This is a genomic window from Escherichia sp. KTE52 (assembly GCF_000408325.1).
Classification (GTDB): Bacteria; Pseudomonadota; Gammaproteobacteria; order Enterobacterales; family Enterobacteriaceae; genus Escherichia; species Escherichia marmotae.
This window is the reverse complement of sequence record NZ_KE138680.1, coordinates 2,366,207-2,387,932: the sequence shown is the minus strand read 5'-3', so window position 1 is coordinate 2,387,932 and position 21,726 is coordinate 2,366,207. Positions and strand designations below refer to the sequence as shown.

Here is a 21,726-nt window from a genome sequence, read left to right as displayed (position 1 = left end):
CTACACCACCATCAATTGATGATTCGCCAGCAAAGTGGCAAGGTCGGTATGCACGCCCGTCAGCGTGACCACGTTAGCTGTCGCAAAGCCGCCGCCCGTGCCGTCGCGGTCGATCTGCACGATGGTGTCGCTGCCGCTCTGGGTAACTTTGACAAAATCACCGATGTTTCCGGCCTGTGCATCCAGCGTCGCCACACCGTTGACGTAGCTGGCTTTGCCGTTTCCGGTGTAGCCGCTACCCTGTAACAGTTCACGAATATCAATGCGATCGGTGTCGGCGGTGCCTTCCCATGTCCCTACCGTAAAGCCATTCACCACGTCCGAACCGTTGCCGCCGGTGGCGTCGCTGGCGTTGAGCAGTTTATAGAGCAAGGTGTCGTGACCGCCGTTGCCGATATTGAGCGTGTCGTTACCGCCGCGCCCTTCCAGTTGGTTATCGCCTGTGCTGCCGGTCAGGGTGTCGTTAAAATTCGATCCAGAAATGCCTTCGATATTGGTAAATGTCGAGGTGTTAAAACCGGTGGCCTGCGCGGCGGTGCTGCTTAAGTTAGCGGTCACGCCCACCGTCGAAAGCCGGAAATCAACCACGTCCATCCCGCCGTTCGCCAGCCAGGTTCCGGTGCCGGAGCTGTACACCCAGCCGCCGGAGCCGTCGTAAGTGTCGGTGCCTGCGGTGGCGAAGAAGGTGTCGTTATAGCCGGTGCCGACAAATTTGCCGTTGTTGCTCGCAGTGCCTGCTTCGGCGCTGAGATCGTAAGCGTGGGTAGCATCAGTGGCATGTAAACCGCCCCAGGTGGTGTTTACCGTCTGGTCGATATTGCTGGCGGTGGCACCGGTGGATTTGATCAACACCGCGTTGTAGGTTTCTCCGGCATTCAGCCCGTAGAAATTGACCAGCGCCGAGGTGTCGTTAACCCCCATCCCCGACTGCGGGTTGATGATTTGCGTGGCGACCAGCACACCCGCCGAGTTGTACAGCTTCACGGTGTTACCGTAATAGACGTTAATACCGTTGGGATCGGTAATGCGCAGGTGCAGCGAAGTGCCGTAGCTCACCGTGTTGGTGTTACGGATCAGGAACACGCTGCCCGACTGTTTGGTCACCAGTACATCCACCGCGCCATCCCAGTCGTAGTCCATTGCCGCCACGCCGCTGGTGGTGCCACTCTGGCTGCCGCCGAGTACCGACTGTGTCCAGTTGCTGGCACCGCCAACGTTGGTGTAAAGATACGACTGTCCGGTCTGGGCAATACGGGCGATATCCATTAACCCGTCATGATCCCAGTCCACCGCTACGCTGAACTGGCTGGCATAGGTTGTGCCCGTTGCGCCCACCGCAACCGGACTCCCCAGTACGCCGTTGGTGTTGAATAACAGCGAGCCGAAGTTTGCCCTCCCCTGACTGGCAGGCAGGAAGAGATCCATATCGCCGTCACCATCGAAATCTGCCCAGGTCATGGAGACAGACGTCGAGTTACCACCGCTACCTGCAACGCTGAGGAAGGTGTTGATGGTGTTCTGCCCCCAGACAAACGTGCCGTTGCCCTGGCTGATGAGCGATGAAAGGGTGTAGAAGTTATTCAGGTTGAAGGTGTGTTGAACCAGATCTACCCTGCCGTCATTGTTAAGATCGACGCCGGAACCTTCGTTAAGTGAAAGATAGCCGTTTACCAACCCGCCGACCGTGGCGCTCCCGCCGTTGTTGGCGGTGGTGGAGTTGCCTACCAGGGTGCCCGCGTTATTCCACAGGAAGGTGTTGGAGTCCGGCCCGCCAGCGTCGCCAATCCAGAAATCGAGATAGCCGTCGCCCTCTTTATCAAACACCACAATCGAGCCATACCACGTCAGCGTGCCAACGTTCACCTGAATCGCGCTGGAAAAGGTGCCGTCGCCGTTATTGGTAAAGCCGTTGATATAGCCCGTACCGTAGTCATCGCGGGTAATAAACAGATCGCCCGTGCCGTTGCGGTCGTAATCGGCAATGGAACTGGTGGCGTAGTTGTTGCCGCTTTGCACCAGCGTCAGTGCGGTCTTCGACCAGGTGAGCGGATCGGTTGATTGCATAATTTGCTGGTTCGCCAGCACCGTCCACATCCCGTGGTTGTCGAGGCCGTAGGTCAGCCCCCAGGCCGTTGTTTTATTGGCGGTCGTCCAGGCTGGCGTGTAATCAATTGCCGCGTTGACCGTCACCGTGCCGTTGCTGACGTTAGCTGTGTTGCCGTTGCCCGCCGAGCTTTTCACCTGCGCGGTGACGTTATAAGCGGTTGCGGACGCTGCCAGTGCATCGGTATCCGGCAGTTGCACATACCAGGTATTGTGTGCCGGGTCGACTACCACCGCGCCGCCCGGCTGCGAGGTGTAGGTTTTGCCGTTGATCACCACTTCGACGTACTGCCCACTGGCAAGCGCAGCGGTGATTACGCCGCTGATAATCGGCGTGGTGTCACGCGTGGTTTGGTTGGTGATTTGCGCCAGCGTGGTCGGAATAGAGGTATCCACCGTCAGAACAAAATCACTGGAGGAGGTGATATTCCCTGCCAGATCCACCACTCGCGCACTGTAGGTGTACGCGCCACTGACCAGACCGCTGTCGCTGTAAGTCCAGTTCAGTGCGCCGACCATCGTCACCGCGCCTAACAGCAGGCCATTGCGGTAGAGGTAAACCACTTCGCCGCTGGCCAGCGGGCCGGAGAGCACGCCGTTCAGCAGCGGCGTGGTGTCGTCGGTGGCCTGCGAACTGCTTAACGTCCCCTGACGCTGCCCGACATCATCGGTATACGACACAATAGTCGGCGTGGCGGTGGGGTTAATCGTATCGACCACCACCGTTTTCGACACCACCGGGCCGGTATTCCCCGCCAGATCCAGCACCCGCACCTGATAAACGTAGCTGCCATCGGTCAGCGTGCGGCTGTCGGTGTAAGTCCACTGCGTGCCGTTGGTGGTGAGCGTGGTCCAGGTCGCGCCGCCGTCGAGGCTAATCTGCGCCACTTCGCCGCTGGCAAGCCCCGCCCCCAGCGAACCGGTCAGCGTGAGCGTGGTATCACTGGTGATAAAGTCGGTGGCCGAACTCCCCGTGTCGGTGCTGATGCTGGCGATGGTCAACACCTGCGCCGGATTAACGGTGTCGATCTGCGCCGACTGGCTGCCCGTTGCGCCAATGTTGCCTGCCAGATCGACCACCCGCACCTGCCAGGTTGTCGTGCCGTTAGTCAACGTGCGCCCGTCAGCGTATGTCCAGTTCAGGCCGTCTGCCGCCAGCGTCACGTTCACCCAGGTTGCGCCGTTGTCGGTACTGATTTGCGCGAACTCGTTAGCGCCGAGCACCGCGCCCAGTACGCCGCGCACGGTAAGCGTGGTATCGCTGGTAATAAAGTCGCTACTGCTGGCTCCGGTGTCATCGCTGATACCGGTAATGGTGATGCTTTTCGCCGCTTCCGGGCTGGTGGTATCTACCACCACGTTTTGCGTCGCGGTCTGCCCGACATTCCCCGCCAGATCCACCACCCGCACCGTGTAGTTCCAGGTGCCGTCGGTAAGCGTGCGACCATCGGCATAGCTCCAGCTGGTGCCGATAACGGTTAAGGTTGTCCAGGTGACGCCGCCGTCGAGGCTGATTTGCGCCCGTTCATCGGCGGCAAGCGTTGCGCCGAGCGTCCCGCGCACGGTCAGTGTGGTGTCGCGGGTAACAAAATCGCTGCTGCTTAAACCGGTGTCATCGCTAATGCCCGCAATGGTGATGGTTTTGCTCGCCAGCGGCGCGCTGGTGTCCACGGTGACTATCTGGCTGGCGGTCGCGCCGATATTTCCGGCGGTGTCGATAACCCGCACCTGGTAGTTGTAGTTGCCGTCGGTCAGCGTGCGCCCGTCAAGGTACGTCTAGGTCAAACCGCTTACCGACAGGTTCTGCCAGGTGGTGCCGCCGTCGATGCTGATTTGTGCGAACTCACCGGCAGAAAGCGTCGCCCCCAGCGTGCCGCTCACCGCAAGCGTCGTGTCGCTGGTGACAAAATCGTTAGTGATCAAGCCGGTATCGGTGGTGATCGCGCTAATGGCGATGGTTTTCACCGCTGGATCTGGGGCGATGGTATCGATCACCACGTTCTGGCTGTCGGTCGCGCCGACATTGCCCGCCGCATCAATGACCCGCACCTGATAGAGATAGTTACCATCGGTCAGCGTGCGGCTGTCGTTGTAGCGCCAGGTCGTGCCGGTCACAGTGAGCGTGCTCCAGGTTACCCCGCCGTCGATACTGATTTGCGCCGTCTCGTTACTGGCAAGCGCAGCGGTCAGCGAGCCGTTGACCACCACCGGGCTGACGCTGGTGATAAAGTCGCTGGCGCTAAGGCCGGTGTCGGCTTGCAGGGAATCGATATTAATGGCCATCGCCGGAGCGCTGAGATCAACGGTAATGGTGTGATTGTTGCTGCCAGTGTTGCCAATGGCGTTGCTCACCGAGGCGTTAATCACGTAGGCGTTGCCATCTGCCAGCGCGGTGACATCGGCGCTGCCGAGGGTGTAGCTCCAGCTACCACCGGTCTGCACCGTGGTGGTGTAGGTTTTGCCGTTTAAAGTCAGGGTCAGCGTCTGACCGACCGGCGCGGTGGTGGTGCCGCTGATCACCAGCGATGAGCCGTGTTCCGCCGCATTCACCACATCATCACCCGCGAAGGTGTTGATGGTGACCGTGGGGACGTCGCCGTTCAACGTGACGCCACGGCTGGCGCTGCCGGAGTTTCCGGCCTGATCGCTGACCGTCGCGCTGACGGTGTAGCTGCCGTCGCTTAATCCGACAAACTGCTGAGCCGGAATAAATACCGACCAGCTTCCTCCGCTACCAACCGTTGCAGTCCAGGTTTGCCCGTTAAAAGTGACAGTCACCGTCTGACCGACTTCGGCGGTGGTGGTGCCGCTGATGGTTTGTCCTGCAAGCTGCTCGGCGTTGTTGATAATATCGTCGCCCGCCACCGTGGCGATGGTGATCGTCGGCGCAACGGTGTCGACAGTCAGTGCGTGCGTGGTCTGTCCGGGGTTACCGGCGCGGTCGTTCACGCTGGCGGTAATGGTCTGTGCGCCCTGCCCAAGTGTTGCCAGATCTGCCGCTGGCACGTTCAGCGCCCAGGTGCCATTGGCGGCAACCGTGGCGGTGTAGGTTTTACCGCCAAAGGTCACGGTGACCGTCTGTCCCACTTCCGCGCTGGTCGAGCCGTTAAGGGTTAACGGCTGCTGCTGTTCAGCGGCGTTGAGTCGATCGTCCGTCGAAACGGTATTAATGCTGATCACCGGCGCGGTGAGATCTACCGCCACGCTGCGCGAAGCCGTAGCGCTGTTTCCGGCACTGTCCTGGGCGGAGGCGCTGACCGTGTAGCTGGTGCCATCGGCTAGTGCGGCGACGTCTGCCGCAGGCACATTCACGCTCCAGCTCCCGTTGCTTTGAATGGTGGCGCTATAACCTTTGCCGTTAAGCAACACGGTGACTACAGTGCCAGTGGCAAAGTTCGTTCCGGTGCCACTCAGGATCAGCGCACTGCCTGCTTCGGCGGCGTTAATGAGGTTATCGCCGCTGATGGTACTGACCGAAAGTGACACCGCCGCCGTATTCACCTGCACGTTGTGCGTCTGGGTGCTGCTGTTGCCTGCGCTGTCGGTGATGGTGGCGCTGATGGTTACCGTGCCGTCCGCAAGGCCGGAAATCACGCTGGCAGGCACGCCGACGCTCCAGTTGCCACTGGCATCGGTGCTGGTGACATACTGCTGCCCGGCGATGGTCACCACCAGGCGGTCGCCCGCTACCGCGCCCGTAGCGGAGCCGCTGATAATCTGCGCCTGAGTGTGTTCAACGTTGTTAATCACATCATCGCCCGCCACGGTATTAAAGCTAATCACCGGCGCGGTGGTATCGACGGTTACGCCTTTGCTGGCGCTGCCAGGATTACCCGCCAGATCGCTGACCGTGGCAGTCAGGGTGTAACCATTATTAGCAAGCGTGGTTAAGGCGCTGGCAGGCAGCGTTAAGCTCCAGCTACCATCCGCCTGCACCGTGGTCTGGTAGGTAGTGCCGTTAAGCGTGACGGTCAACGTTTGCCCCGCTTCCGCCGTACTGGTGCCGGAAACCGTTACGCCCGCCGCCGCTTCGCTGGCATTGATGATGTTATCGCTGGCAATGGTGTTGATGGTCACCATTGGCACGGCGCTATCGACGCTGTATTCATGCGTTGCCGTGGCGCTGTTGCCGTTGACGTTAGTCACCCGCACCAGGGCGCTGGCATCGCCATCACGCAGAGCCGCCATATCCGCGGCCGGAACGGTGGTGCTCCAGCTACCGTTTGCCGCCACCGTGGCGCTGTAAGTTTTGCCGCCAAAGGTAACGGTAACGATTTGCCCCGCTTCGACGCCGGAGGTGCTGCCGGAGAGCGTTAACGCCGCGCCTTTTTCGGCGGCGTTAATCACATCATCGCTGGTGATGGCGTTAATGCTGATGGCAACGGCGGTGAGATCAACGGTGACCGGATGGGTAATGCTGGTCTGGGTTCCGGCACTGTTCGCGCCGCTAACGCTAATGTTCAGCGTTCCCGCAGGCCAGTTGCTGACATCCGCCGCCGGAACGCCGACGCTCCAGTTGCCGTTCGCCAGCACCGTTGCAGCGTAAGTTTGATTATTAATCACCACCGTCAGCGCCGTGCCTGCGGCAAAGCCGGAGCTGCTGCCGGAAATCACCTGCGCCTGACCATGTTCGATGATATTGACCACATCATCGCCTGCAACGGTGTCGACTCGCAGACCTGGCAGACTGGCGTCAATGGTGATATCGCGCGTGCCGCTGCCGGTGTTGCCAACAGCGTTGGTGACCGAGGCGTTAACGGTTAACTCACCGTTACCCAGCGCCTGCCAGTCGGCGGCAGGCACGCTCACGTTCCAGCTTAAATCTGGCTGGACGGTGACGCTGTAGGTTTTGCCGCCCAGCGTAACGGTGACGGTGCTGCCCGCCGCCGCACCGGTTACCTGGCCGCTGATAGTTTGTGCACTGCCTGCTTCAGCGGCGTTGATAATGTCGTCCGTTGCCACCGGATTAATGGTTACGCCCGGCAGCGCGGTATTGACCTGCACGTTATGGCTGGCGGTGCTGCTGTTGCCCTGGGCGTTGGTGACGCTCGCCGTCACGCTGTAGGTGGCTTCGCCCAGCGCACTGACCGCCGAGGCGGGCACGGTAACGCTCCAGTTGCCGGAGGCATCGGTGGTGGCGCTGTAGTTTTGTCCATTCAGCGTAACGGTGATCGCCGTGCCCGCAGGTTGATCGCTGGTGCCGGAAAGCGCCAGATTCGATCCTTTTTCAGTGGCGTTGATCACGTCATCGCCCGCGATGGTGTTGATGCCAATCACTGGCGCGGTGAGGCTGACGGTCACGGTGCGGCTGGCGTCGTCGCTGTTGCCCGCCCGATCGCTGACGCTGGCGGTGATGGTCTGTGCACCGCTACCCAGCGCCGCCACATCCGCTGCCGGTACACCGACGCTCCAGTTACCGGAGGCGTCCAGCGTGGTGGTGTAGGTTTTGCCGTTGAGCACAACGCTCACCACGTCGCCCGCTTCTCCGCCAGTGCTGGTGCCGGAAATCACCAGCGCCTGCGCGTGTTCAGCATCGTTGATGATGTCATCGCCCGCCACGGTGTTAATGGTGAGAACCGGCGCGGTGGTGTCTACCGCCAGATTATGGCTGGCGTTACCGGGGTTGCCCGCTTTGTCGTTGACCGTGGCGCTGACGGTGTAATTGCTTGCGGTCAGCGCGCCTAAGGCTGAAGTAGGGACGCTGACGCTCCAGCTACCGTCCGCCTGTACATTCCCGGTGTAGGTTGCGCCGTTGAGGGTGACGGTGACCGTCTGCCCGGTTTCGGCGGTGCTGGTGCCGCTGAGGGTGAGCGGGCTTCCCGCCTCCGTGGCGTTAAGGATATCGTCGCTGGCGATGGTGTTAATGGTGAGCGTCGGCGCGCTGGCATCGACGCTGTACGCATGAGTTGCCAAAGCGTTATTGCCGCTCGCGCTGCTCACGCTGGCCTGCACGTTCGCCGCGCCGTCTGGCAGGGTTGCCAGATCCGCCGCCGGAACCGTTACGCTCCAGCTCCCGTTGGCGGCGACGCTTGCGGTGTAAGTTTTGCCGCCAAAGGTGACGGTAACGGTTTGCCCGCTTGCAATCCCGCTGGTGCTGCCGGAAAGGGTCAGGTCGGTGCCTTTTTCGGCGGCGTTAATCACATCATCGCTGGCAACGGTGTTGATGCTGATAGCTACCGCCGTTAAATCGACGGTGAACGGATGGCTGACGTTGACCGGATTTCCGGCGCTGCTCTGGCCGACGACTTCAACGGTTAACGGCCCCGCAGGCCAGGTGCTGACGTTCGCCGCCGGAATGCCTACGCTCCAGCTACCGTCCGCCTGTACCGTGGCGACATAGGCCACGCCGTTGATGGTGACCGTCAGCGCTGCGCCGGTATTCAGGCCGCTACTGCCGCCGGTGATCACCAGCGCCTGCCCGTGTTCGATGCTGTTGACGATATCATCGCCCGCCACGGTATCGACGCGCAGCCCCGGCAGATTGGCATCAATGGTGATATCCCGCGTGCCGCTGCCGGTGTTGCCACTGGCGTTGGTGACCGAGGCGTTAATGGTTAAATCGCCATTGCCCAGCGCCTGGAGATCGGCTGCCGGAACGCTGACGCTCCAGCTTAAATCGGCCTGAACTTGTGCAGTATAAGTATTGCCACCCAGCGTGACAGTAACCGTATCGCCTGCGGCGGCGCGGGTCACCGCCCCACTGATGGTTTGATCGGCGCCCGCTTCAGCGGCGTTGATAATATCGTCGCCCGCCACGGTGTTGATGGTGACGCCCGGCAGGCCGCTGTCGACCAGTAAATTTGCCTGGCTGCTGACCGTGTTGCCCACTGCACTGGTGGCGCTGGCGCTGACGGTATAGTTGGCCTGACCTAAGGCTGCCAGATCGCTCGCCGGTACGGTTAACGTCCAGTTGCCTGCTGCGTCGGTGGTGGCACTGTAGTTATGACCGTTAAGCGTGACGGTCACCTGTGCGCCGGTCGCCAGCCCGGAGCTGCTGCCGCTGATGGTCAACGGCTGGCCTTTTTCATCGGCGTTCAAAACGTTATCGCCGCTGATGGCGTTAAAGGTAATTGATGGCAGACCGGTATTGACCGTCACCTGATGCGTGGCGCTGCCGCTGTTTCCGGCGGCATCGGTGACACTGGCGTTAATGGTGACCGTACCGTTCGCCAGCGCCGAGACGACGCTTGCCGGTACGCCGACGCTCCAGTTACCGCTGGCATCCAGCACCGTGGTAAAGGTATTTGTGCCGATAGTCACCGTGACGGTGCTACCGGTTGCCGCGCCAGTGGCGGAGCCGCTGATAATCTGCGCCTGGGCGTGTTCTGTGGCATTGATGACATCATCGCCCGCTACCGTGTTGATGGTGACGAGCGGAACGGAAGTATCAACGGTCAGATTGTGGTTAACGGAGGCCGGGTTTCCGGCTTTGTCGCTCACCGCCGCGCTGACGGTGTAGTTACTGGCGGTCAGGGCGCTTAACGCTGCTGGCGGCACGCTGACGCTCCAGCTACCGTCCGTTTGTACCGTGCCGGTATAATTTGCGCCATTGAGCGTGACGGTCACCGTTTGCCCCACTTCCGCCGTACTGCTGCCGGTGATGGTCAGCGCCGTACCGGCTTCGGCGGCATTAAGAATATCGTCGCCCGCAATAGTGTTGATGGTCACCGTTGGCGCGCTGGCATCGACGCTGTAAGCGTGGGTAGTGGTGGCGCTGTTGCCGTTAACGTTGCTGACGCTGGCCTGCGCGCTGGCATCGCCATCACGCAGGGCGGCCATATCCGCCGCCGGAACCGTGGTACTCCACGAACCATTCGCAGCCACCGTGGCGCTGTAGGTTTTGCCGCCAAAGGTGACGGTGACCGTTTGCCCGGCTTCCACGCCGGACGTGCTGCCGGAGAGCGTTAACGCCGCGCCTTTTTCGGCGGCGTTAATCACATCATCGGCGGTAATGGCGTTGATGCTGACGGCAATCGCCGTGAGATCGACGGTGACCGGATGCGTGACGCTGACCGGATTTCCGGCAGTGGTGCTACCGCTCGCCGTAATCGTGACCGTCCCCGCAGGCCAGGCGCTGACATCCGCCGCCGGAACACCGACGCTCCATGAACCATCGGCTAAAACCGTTGCGCTATAGGTCTGGTTATTAATCGAAACCGTGAGTACCGCACCCGCAGCCAGACCGGAACTGCTGCCGGTAATCACCAGCGCCTGCCCGTGCTCGATGATATTAACCACATCATCGCCCGCGACAGTATCGACCCGCAGACCGGGGAGATTCGCATCTATGGTGATTTCACGCGTGCCGTTACCGGTATTGCCTACGCTGTTCGTCACCGTGGCTGAAATGGTCAGCTCGCCGTTGCCCAATGCCTGTAAAGCGGCTGCCGGAATATTAATACTCCAGCTTAAATTCGCCTGCACCGTGGCGGTGTAAGTCGCTCCGCCGAGCGTGACGGTCACTGTGTCGCCCGCCGCCGCGCCCGTCACCTGACCGCTGATGGTTTGATCTGCCCCGGCTTCGGCGGCGTTAATAATATCGTCCGTTGCCACAACGTTAATGGTGACGCCTGGCAGCGCGGTATTGACCTGTACGTTATGGCTGGCGGAACCGCTGTTGCCATCAACATCGGTTGCGGTGGCGGTCACCGTATAAGTCGCTTCACCAAGCGAACCCACCGCAGACGCCGGAACGGTCACGCTCCAGTTCCCGGAAGAATCGGCTGTGGTGGTGTAATTTTGCCCATTGAACGTGACGGTTACCTGCGTGCCCGCAGGCTGGTTGCTGGTGCCGGAAATCGCCAGATCCGCGCCTTTCTCCGTGGCGTTGATAATGTCGTCGACGGCAATCGTGTTAATGCCGAGCACCGGCGTGCCAAGCGCCACGTTGACGATGTGCGAAGCCGTGCCGCTGTTGCCTGCGGAGTCGGTGACCGTGGTGGTAATGGTTACATCGCCCTGCGCCAGTGCGGAAATCACGCTGGCAGGCACGCCGATGCTCCAGTTGCCGTTGGCGTCCAGCACGGTGGTATAGGTGGTCGTGCCAATGGTAACGGAAACCGTGTTACCGGTGGTCGCGCCCGTTGCCGAGCCGCTGATAACCTGTGCCTGGGCGTGTTCTGTGGCATTAATCACGTCATCGCCCGCCACCGTGTTGATGGTGACAACCGGAGCGGCAAGATCCACCGTCAGGTTATGCGTTGCCGAGGCCGGGTTGCCTGCTTTGTCGCTGACCGATGCACTGACCGTATACGAATTAGCGGTGAGGTTAACTAAATCGCCAGTCGGTACGCTGACGCTCCAGCTACCGTCTGCCTGTACATTGCCGCTGTAATCGACGCCGTTTAGCGTCACGGTCACCGTCTGCCCGGCTTCTGCCGTACTGGTGCCGCTGATAGTCAGCGCCGATCCCGCTTCAGCGGCGTTAAGAATATCGTCCGTGGCGATGGTATTGATGGTGACAGAGGGCGCGGTGGCATCGACACTATAAACATGCGTTGCCTGGGCGTTGTTACCAGCTACGTTGCTGACGCTGGCTTGTACGTTTGCTGCGCCATCTGGCAAGGTTGCGAGATCCGCCGCCGGAACTGTCAAGCCCCAGCTACCGCCCGTTGCCACGGTGGTGGTGTAGCTTTTGCCGCCGAAAATAACGGTAATGGTCTGCCCCGCTTCCACGCCGGAGGTGGTGCCGGAGAGCTGCAAATCACTGCCTTTTTCGGCGGCGTTAATCACATCGTCGCCGGAAAGTATATTGATGGTGATAGCGACGGCGGCGAGATCGACGGTGACCGGATGGCTAATGCTGGTTGTCGTTCCGGCGGTGTTGGTGCCTGTAACCGTAATATCGACCGTCCCCGCAGGCCAGTTAGCGACATCCCCAACCGGAACGCCCACGCTCCAGGTGCCGTCGGCTAATACCGTTGCGCCGTAGGTGACGCCGTTGATTTCCACTGTCAGTGGCGTTCCCGCCGCCAGTCCGGTGCTGCTGCCGGTGACCACCAGTGCCTGACCGTGTTCGATAATATTAACCACATCATCGCCTGCCACGGTATCTACGCGCAGACCAGGCAGGTTAGCGTCTATCACAATGTCGTGCGTTGCGGTGCCGGTATTGCCTGTGGTGTTGGTCACCGAGGCGCTGATGGTCAGTTCACCGTTGCCCAGCGCCTGCAAATCTGCCGCCGGTACGCTGACGCTCCAGCTTAAATCTGGCTGCACGGTGGCAGTGTATTGGTTGCCACCAAGCGTGACCGTCACCGTATTCCCCGCTTCTGCCGTTCCCGTTACCTGCCCGCTGATGGTCTGGTTAACGGCGATTTCAGCGGCGTTGATAATGTCATCGCCTGCTACGGTATTAATGATCACCCCAGGCAGCAGCGATTCGACATTCACCGTATGCGTTGTGCTGCCGCTGTTGCCCGCGCTGTCGGTGGCGGTGGCGCTAATCGAATAAACCGCCTCGCCCAGCGCACCGACCGCCGAAGCTGGCACGGTAACGCTCCAGTTACCGGAACCATCGGTGGTGGCGCTGTACGCCAGGCCGTTCAACATCACAGTGACCGTGGTGCCGGTCGCCAGACCGCTGGAGCCGCCGCTGATGGTCAGATTCTGGGTTTTCTCGGTATTGTTAATGATGTCATCGCCGGAGACGGTGTTGATGGTCAGCGTCGGGCCACTGAGATCAACGGTCACATCGTGAGTCGTGCTGTCGCTGTTGCCCGCGCGATCGCTCAGGCTGGCGGTGATAGTCTGGCTGCCGGTGGCCAGCGCCGTAACATCCGCCGCCGGAATGCCGACGCTCCAGTTACCGGAGGCGTCCAGCGTGGTGGTGTAGTTTTTACCGTTCAGGTTAACCGTGACCACATCGCCCGCCGCCGCGCCCGTGCTGGTTCCGCTGACGATCAGCGCCTGCCCGTGTTCGATGGCGTTGATAATGTCATCGCCCGCAACGGTGTTAATGGTGAGATCAGGTGCGGTAACGTCCACCGCCAGCGCATGGTCGGCACTTGTCGGGTTACCCGCTTTGTCGCTCACCGTCGCAGTCACGGTATAGCTGCTGGCGGTTAATCCGCTTAAATCCGTTGCCGGAACGTTCACGCTCCAGGTGCCATCCGCCTGAACGGTGGTCTGGTAAGTGTTGTTATTCAGCGTAACGGTCAGCGTCTGTCCGGCCTGCGCCGTGGTGGTGCCGCTGATGGTTATCCCCGCGCCAGCTTCGCTTACGTTGAGAATATCGTCGCCAGCGATGGTGTTGATGGTCACAAGCGGCGCGGTGGCATCGACGCTGTACGCGCGATCCGCCTGGGCGCTGTTGCCGTTAATGTTGCTGACGCTCGCCTGCACGTTGCCCGCGCCGTCCGGCAACGCAGCGAGATCGGCAGGTAACACGTTCACCGTCCAGCTACCGTTGGCTTCCACGGTAGTGGTGTAATTTTTGCCGCCAAAGGTGACGGTCACCGTTTGCCCGGCTTCCACGCCGCTGGTGCTGCCGCTCACCACCAGCGTTTCGCCTTTCTCGACGGCGTTGATCACATCATCGCCGGAAAGGGTGTTAATGGTGATGGCAACCGCCGCCAGATCGACGGTGACCGGATGGGTAATGGTGGAGGTTGTTCCGGCGCTGTTGGTGCCGCTTACCGTAATATCCACCGTACCCGCAGGCCAGTTGCTGACATCCGCCGCCGGAACACCGAGGTTCCATGTGCCGTCGGCTAACACCGTCGCGCCATAAGTGACGTTGTTGATAACGACCGTTAACGCCGTTCCTGCCGTTAACCCGGTGCTGCTACCGGTTACCACCAGTGCCTGACTGTGCTCAATGCTGTTAATGACATCGTCGCCCGCCACAGTATCGACCCGTAAGCCAGGCAGATTGGCGTCGATTGTGATATCGCGCGTACCGCTGCCGGTGTTGCCGACGCCGTTAGTCACCGAGGCGTTTACGGTGAGAGAGCCGTTGCCGATGGCCTGAATATCTGCCGCCGGAACGCTGACGCTCCAGCTTAAGTTAGCCTGCACCGTGGCGGTGTAGGTGTTGCCGCCCAGCGTCACGGTGACCGTATTGCCCGCCGCTGCGCCCGTCACCTGACCGCTGATGGTTTGCGCGTTACCGGATTCAGCAGCGTTAATAATATCGTCGGTCGCCACCGCGTTAATGGTGACAGCAGGCAAGGCGCTGTTGACCAGCACGCTATGGCTGGCGGAGTTGCTGTTGCCCGCGCTGTCTGTGACGTTCGCGGTTACTGTGTAGTTAGCTTCACCCAGCGCGCTAACCGCCGAAGCTGGCACCGTGGCGCTCCAGTTGCCGGAAGCATCTGTGGTGGCGGTGTAATTTTGCCCGTTCAGCGTCACTGTAACCGTAGTGCCCGCTGGCTGATTACTGGTGCCGGTGATTTGCAGATCCGCGCCTTTTTCCGTGGCGTTAATCACGTCATCCGTAGCAATGGTGTTGATGCCAATGGTTGGCGAGGTCAGATTTACGGTAACCGTGCGGCTGGCGTCATCGATGTTGCCTGCCGCGTCGGTAATGGTCGCGGTGATGGTTTGCGCACCGCTGCCCAGCGCAGTGACATCTGCCGCCGGAACGCCGACGCTCCAGTTGCCGGAAGCGTCCAGCGTCGTGGTGTAGGTTTTACTGTTTAACGTGACGGTGATGACATCGCCCGCTTCCCCGCCGGTGCTGGAACCGGAGATCACCAGCGCCTGTCCGTGTTCGGAGGCGTTAATAATGTCATCGCCGGAGACGGTGTTGATCGTTAATACCGGAACAGTGAGATCCACCGCCAGACCGTGAATTGCGGTCGCCGGGTTACCCGCCTTGTCGTTTACCGAGGCGCTGACGGTGTACGGGCTGGCGGTCAGATTGCTGAGATCTGTTGTCGGTACGCTGACGCTCCAGCTTCCGTCCGCCTGAACGGTGCCGGTATAGCTGACGCCATTAAGCGTGACGGTTACCGTCTGACCCGTTTCGGCGCTACTGGTGCCGTTGATGGTTAACGGATTGCCCGCCTCAGCGGCGTTAAGAATATCGTCGGTGGCAATGGTATTGATGGAAAGCGTGGGTGCCGTGGCATCGACGCTGTAGGCGTGGGTTGCCGAAGCCGTGTTGCCGTTAACGTTGCTGACGCTGGCCTGCACCGTAGCGTCACCGTCGCGTAACGCGTTGAGATCGGCGGCGGGTACGCTGGTTGTCCAGCTACCATCGCCCGCTACAGTGGCGGTATAAGTTTTGCCGCCAAAGGTGACGGTGACGGTTTGCCCCGCTTCCACGCCGGAGGTGCTGCCAGAAAGGGTTAAATCTGCCCCTTTTTCAGCAGCGTTAATCACATCGTCGCCGGAAACGGTGTTAATGGAAATCGCCACCGCCGCCAGATCGACGGTGACCGGATGGGTGATGGTGACCGGGTTTCCGGCACTACTGGCGCCTGAAACCGTAATATTCACCGTCCCCGCAGGCCAGTTGCCCACATCTGCCGCCGGAACACCGACACTCCACGTGCCATCGGCTAATACTGTCGCAGCGTAAGTGACCGTGTCAATCACCACCGTCAGCGCCGCGCCCGCAGCCAGCCCGCTGCTGCTACCGGTTATCACCAGCGCCTGAGTGTGCTCGATGCTATTGACCACATCATCGCCCGCCACGGTATCGACGCGCAGACCAGGCAAATTGGCGTCGATAGTAATATCTCGCGAACCGCCGCCGGTATTGCCCACGCTGTTGGTCACCGAGGCGTTAACCGTCAGGTCGCCATTACCGATGGCCTGAATATCCGCTGCCGGAACGTCCACGCTCCAGCTTAAATTGCCCTGCACGGTGGCGGTATAGGTTTTCCCGCCAAGCGTTACGGTGACGGTATCGCCCGCCGCTGCGCCCGTCACCTGGCCGCTGATAGTCTGGGCGGAACCCGATTCCGCCGCGTTAATAATATCGTCGGTCGCCACCGGATTAAGGGTGACGCCAGGCAGCGCGGTATTGACCTGCACATTATGACTGGCGGAATTGCTGTTACCCGCGCTGTCGGTGACGTTCGCCGTCACCGTGTAGCTGGCTTCGCCCAGCGCGCCGACAGCAGAGGCTGGCACTGTGGTACTCCAGTTGCCTGCGGCGTCTGTCGTCGCAGTGTAATTTTGCCCATTAAGCGTCAGCGTAATTGTGGTGCCCGCAGGCTGATTACTGGTGCCGGATATTTGCAGATCCGCGCCTTTTTCGCTGGCATTAATCACGTCATCGGTGGCGATGGTGTTGATGCCAATGGTCGGCGCGGTAAGGTTAACGGTAACCGTGTGCGTCTCGTTATCGCTATTACCTGCCGTATCAATAATCGTGGCGGTGACGGTCTGCGGGCCGCTGCCAAGCGCGGTGACGTCCGCCGCCGGAACGCCGACGCTCCAGTTGCCGGAAGCGTCCAGCGTCGTGGTATAGGTTTTACTGTTTAGTGTGACGGTGACGACATCCCCCGCTTCCCCGCCGGTACTGGAACCAGAAATCACTAGCGCCTGCCCGTGTTCGGTGGCGTTAATAATATCGTCGCCCGCAATGGTGTTGATGGTGAGTACCGGAACGGTGAGATCCACCGCCAGATTATGCGTGGTGCTCGCCGGGTTGCCCGCTTTGTCATTGACCGTCGCCGTCAGGGTATGGCTGCCATCGGCCAACGCCGCGAGATCTGCCGCCGGAATATTGATGCTCCAGGTACCGTCGGCCTGTACCGTTGCCTGATACGTCTGCACGGTCGGGCTATTAAGCGTTATCGTAACAATCTGCCCCGCTTCGGCGGTGGTGCTGCCGCTCACCGTCACGCCCGCATCGGCTTCGCTGGCGTTGACGATATTGTCGCTGGCAACGGTATTGATAATGATGGTTGGCGCGCTGCTGTCGACGCTGTAGTTATGCACCGCCGAGGCGCTATTGCCGTTGACGTTGATGACATTGGCCTGAGCGGTGGCACTGCCATCGGTTAATGACGCTAAATCGGCAGCGGGCACCGTGGTTGTCCAACTACCATCGCCTGCAACCGTGGCTGTGTAATTTTTACCGCCAAAAGTGACGGTTACCGTTTGTCCGGCTTCTACGTTAGTGGTGGTGCCGGAAAGGGTTAAATCAGCGCCTTTTTCTGCGGCATTAATCACGTCGTCCGTGGCGATGGTGTTGATAGAAATAGCCGCCGGAGTGAGATCGACCGTCACTGGATGAGTGATGCTCACCGGATTTCCGGCACTACTTTCCCCGGACACGGCAACCGTCACCGTCCCCGCAGGCCAGGCGCTAACCTGCGCCGCCGTGACGCCCACGCTCCAGCTACCATCGGCCTGCACCGCAGTGGTGTATTCCACATTATTAATCGTGACGGTAAGCGGCGTGCCTTCTGCCAGCCCCGAGCTGCTGCCGGTGATGACCAGCGCCTGCCCGTGTTCGATGATATTGACCACATCATCACCCGCCACCGTATCGACCCGTAAACCAGGCAGATTGGCGTCAACGGTGATATCCCGCGTACCGCTGCCGGTGTTGCCGTTTTCATTGGTGACTGAGGCGCTCACCGTCAAATCACCATTACCCAGCGCCTGGATATCCGCCGCCGGAACGCTCACGCTCCAGCTTAATCCAGGCTGTACGGTGGTGGTGTAGGTATTGCCACCCAGCGTAACGGTTACCGTGTCGCCAACGGCAGCTCCAGTCACCTGCCCGCTGATGGTTTGCGCTACGCCCGCTTCGGCGGCGTTAATGATATCGTCGGTTGCTACCGGATTAATGGTCACGCCGGGCAGCGCGCTGTCGACCAGGAGGTTATGGCTGGCGGTGGCGCTATTGCCGATACCGCTGGTCACCGCTGCTGTCACCGTATAGTTGGCCTGACCTAATGCGGTTACCGCCGATGCCGGAACCGTCACGCTCCAGTTGCCGGAGGCGTCGGTCGTCGCCGTATAATTTTGCCCGTTCAATGTCACGGTGATGGCGGTATTAACAGGCTGATCGCTGGTGCCGGTAATTTGAACATCGGCTCCTTTTTCGCTGGCGTTAATCACATCGTCGCCAGCAATGGTGTTAATACCAATCACCGGCGCGGCGGTATCGACCGTGACGGTCAGTGACTGGCTGCCCGTGTTTCCGGCTTTGTCGGTTACCGAGACGCTGACAGGATAACTGCCGTCCGCCAGCCCACTGACCACCGAGGCCGGAACGCCCAGACTCCAGTTGCCGGAAGCATCCACCACCGTGGTGTAATTCTCATTATTCAGCGTCACGGTGACGATATCGCCCGCCTGTGCGCCAGTGACCGTGCCGCTGATGATTTGCGCCTGGGTGTGTTCCGGCGTGTTGATGACGTTGTCGGTCGCCACCGGATTAATGGTCACCACCGGCGGCGTGGCATCCACCAGTGCCACGCGTGAAACGCTGGTCGGGTTACCGGCGACATCGTTCACGCTGGCAGTGACCGTGGCGTTGCCGTCAGCCAGCGCGTCAACGTTAGCGGCGGGAACGGTCACACTCCAGGTGCCGTCTGACTGCACGGTGCCCTGATAGGTCTGCCCATTCAGCGTGACCGTTACCGTCTGCCCTGGCTGGGCGTCGGTGGTGCCGGTGATAGACAAATCTTGTCCGCTTTCAGTGGCATTAATGATGTTATCGGCGGTCAGCGAATCGATGCTTAAGGCCGGAGCCTGGCTATCGACGGTAATCGTGCGGGAGGTGTCGCCGGTGTTACCGCTGGTATTAGTGACAGTTGCGGTGATTTCCGTTGCGCCATCTGACAGGCTACTGACTGTACTGGCGGGTACGGTCAGGCTCCAGGAACCGTCGTTCTGTACTGTGGTCGTCAGGGTTTGCCCGGCGAATTTCACCACCACAGTTTGCCCTGCCTCAACGCCCAGGGTGGTGCCAGTCAGCGTCAGCGGCGAGCCTTTTTCTGCGGCGTTGATAATGTCATCGCCGGAAACGATGTTGATAGCGATCGCCACTTCACCCGCATCAACAAGCACGTTGTGGTCGATAGAGACCGGGTTACCTGCCGGGTCTGTTGCACTGGCCGTCACGACGACCGTGCCTGCACTGAGCGCCTGCAAGTTCACAGCCGGAACGCCCACCTGCCAGTTGCCGTTGCTGTCGGTCACGCCTTGATACGTTTCGTTGCCGAGCGTTACCGTCACGGTGGTGCCCGCGGGGAGATGACTACTGCTACCAGAAATAACCAGATCTTGCTGCTGTTCGAGGGCGTTAATAACGTCATCGCCGGAAATAGTATTGATACGCAGACCCGGCAGCGTGGCGCTGATGGTGATATCACGTTCACCATTACCGGTGTTGCCGTGTCCGTTCGTCACAGAGGCGTTGATTGTTAATGCGCCATCGCCCAGCGCCTGTAAATCAGCCGCCGGAACGTTCACACTCCAGGTGAGGTTGCTCCCCACCGTCGCCGTGTACGTATTGCCACCCAGCTCAATGGTTACAGTATCGCCCTGCACTGCGCCCACTACGCGCCCGCTCAGGGTTTGATCTGCTGCCGCTTCGGCATTGTTCACCACGTTGTCGCCCGCAAAGGTGTTGATAATCACCTGCGGCAGCACCGTATCGACCAGTAAGTTGCTTTGCGCGGTTCCCGTATTGCCGGTCACATCCGTGGCGCTGGCGGTAACAATATAGTTGGTGTTTGCCAGGTTCAGGACATCGCTTACTGGCACGCTCAGTGACCACACGCCGCCGTTAACCTGCGCACTATAAGTGACATTATTCAGCGTCACGTTAACCGTGCCGCCATCGGGCAAATTGCTGGTGCCGCTTAACGTTAGCGGCTGCTGAGACTCCAGCGCATTCAGTACGTTATCACCGCTGATGGGATCTATCGCCACCTGCGGCGCGACGCCCGCCAGGGTGATGTTATGAGTCGCTGTACCGGTATTTCCGGCAGCATCGGTAACCGTGACAATAAGGTCGTTAGGCCCACGCGCCAGCGTGCGGGTTACCGCTGGATCCAGAGCGACATTCCAGGTGCCGTCTGCCAGCACCACACCGGTCAGAACCGTGGCACCTAATTTGACGGTGACCGTGTCGCCAGGTGAAGCCCCACTGACCCGCCCGGAAATAATCTGTGCCACAATCTGTTCAGCGGTGTTAAGAACATCGTCACCCGCAACGGTGTTAACGCTGACCACAGGCGCACTGGTGTCTACCGTGAAATTTGCGCTGTTGCTGGTGGCGTTTCCTGCCCGGTCGCTGACGCTGGCATTTACGGCGTAGTTACCCTCCGTCAGTGCCTGCACTTCTGCGGCAGGCAGCGTCACCTGCCATGTGCCGTCGCTACCGACGATTGCTGTATGGCTTTTACCGTTTACTGTCAGGGTAACGGTTTGCCCCGCTTCAGCATTCGATGTACCACTTAACACCAGCGCGGCGTTATGTTCCGCGGCGCTGACAATGTTGTCCTGAGCGATAGCATTGATGGCAAGCGTCGGCGGCTGGGTATCGACTGTTAATAGTTGCGCACCAGTGACCGTATTGCCCGTGGCATCTTTACCACTAACCAGTACTGCCTGGTTCCCTTCAGCTAACGCCTGCGCATCGGCAGTCGGCACCTGCACGCTCCACGCGCCGTTAGCCCCGACGGTAGTCGTGTAAGTTTTGCCGTTAAGCGTGACGGTGAGTTCTGTTCCCTGTGCCAGATGGCTACTGCTGCCAGAAAGTGTAAATCCGCCAGCCTGCTCGCTGGCGTTAATAATGTTATCGCCTGCGGTGGTGGCAACCTGTACGGCGGCCTGACTGTTGTCGATAGTTAACGTTATCGAACCGGCATCGGTGATGGTGTTGCCGACAATTTGCACGACTGACCAGGTATGTTCACCGGCACTTTGTGTAGGTAAAGAAACGTTCCAGTGCCCGTTGCTGTCTACCTGTGTACTGGCGATGGTGTTGCCGTTGCTGTCTTTGATCTGGATGGTCGCCCCCGCCTGTCCGCTGCCGCTAAAGGTTGGCGTGGTGTCATCGGTGATGTCATTGGTAGCGAGAATGCCGCGCTGGTCGCCCTGATTATCGGTCACTAAAAATGACGGGGTAGCATTGCCTGGTTCGGCTGGCGGTGGGTTATTAACCACTTCAGTTTTCGAATCATCACCACCACCACTTGCCAGCAAAGCGCCAAGCGCGCCGCCACCTACCGCTGCACCCGCTAACCATCCCCACGGGAAGGTGCTCGTCTGAGCAACGGTATCAAGAAATGGTGCAATACTTTCAATGGCTGCAGTATGGGCTACCAGCTCCACAGGGGCTAAACCACCCGCAGCAGTATCAGCAAAAGTGACATGTGTAAGCTGTTGTCCATCGGCAAAGACCAGCTCCGATTGTTCAGTTGAATTAGCCGCTTGCAAAAAATAGCCATTGCAGCGGACAACCGTACCATCCTGCATATAAATCAGCAGGTCATTTCCTTCGCGAACATAACGTGCGACGGCAGATGCCTGAGCATGAACCTGCACCACAGATGGCTCATAAATAACAACCGTGACGTCGCCCGGATTAATCAGCGTTTGTTTGACGGATGTTTTACGCGAAATAACATCAATAATCAGGCTCATAATGGCATTCCTGATAAATGGCGCACATCCTTAGCGAGTCCATTTATCTTAATAAGA

1 pseudogene is annotated in these 21,726 nt (G+C 59.9%); it reads right to left on the bottom strand.

Annotation, left to right across the window (positions count from 1 at the left end):
* Window positions 1–21,669 (bottom strand): annotated as a pseudogene (locus A1SC_RS22820) (Ig-like domain-containing protein).
* Window positions 21,670–21,726: the final 57 nt, after the last annotated feature.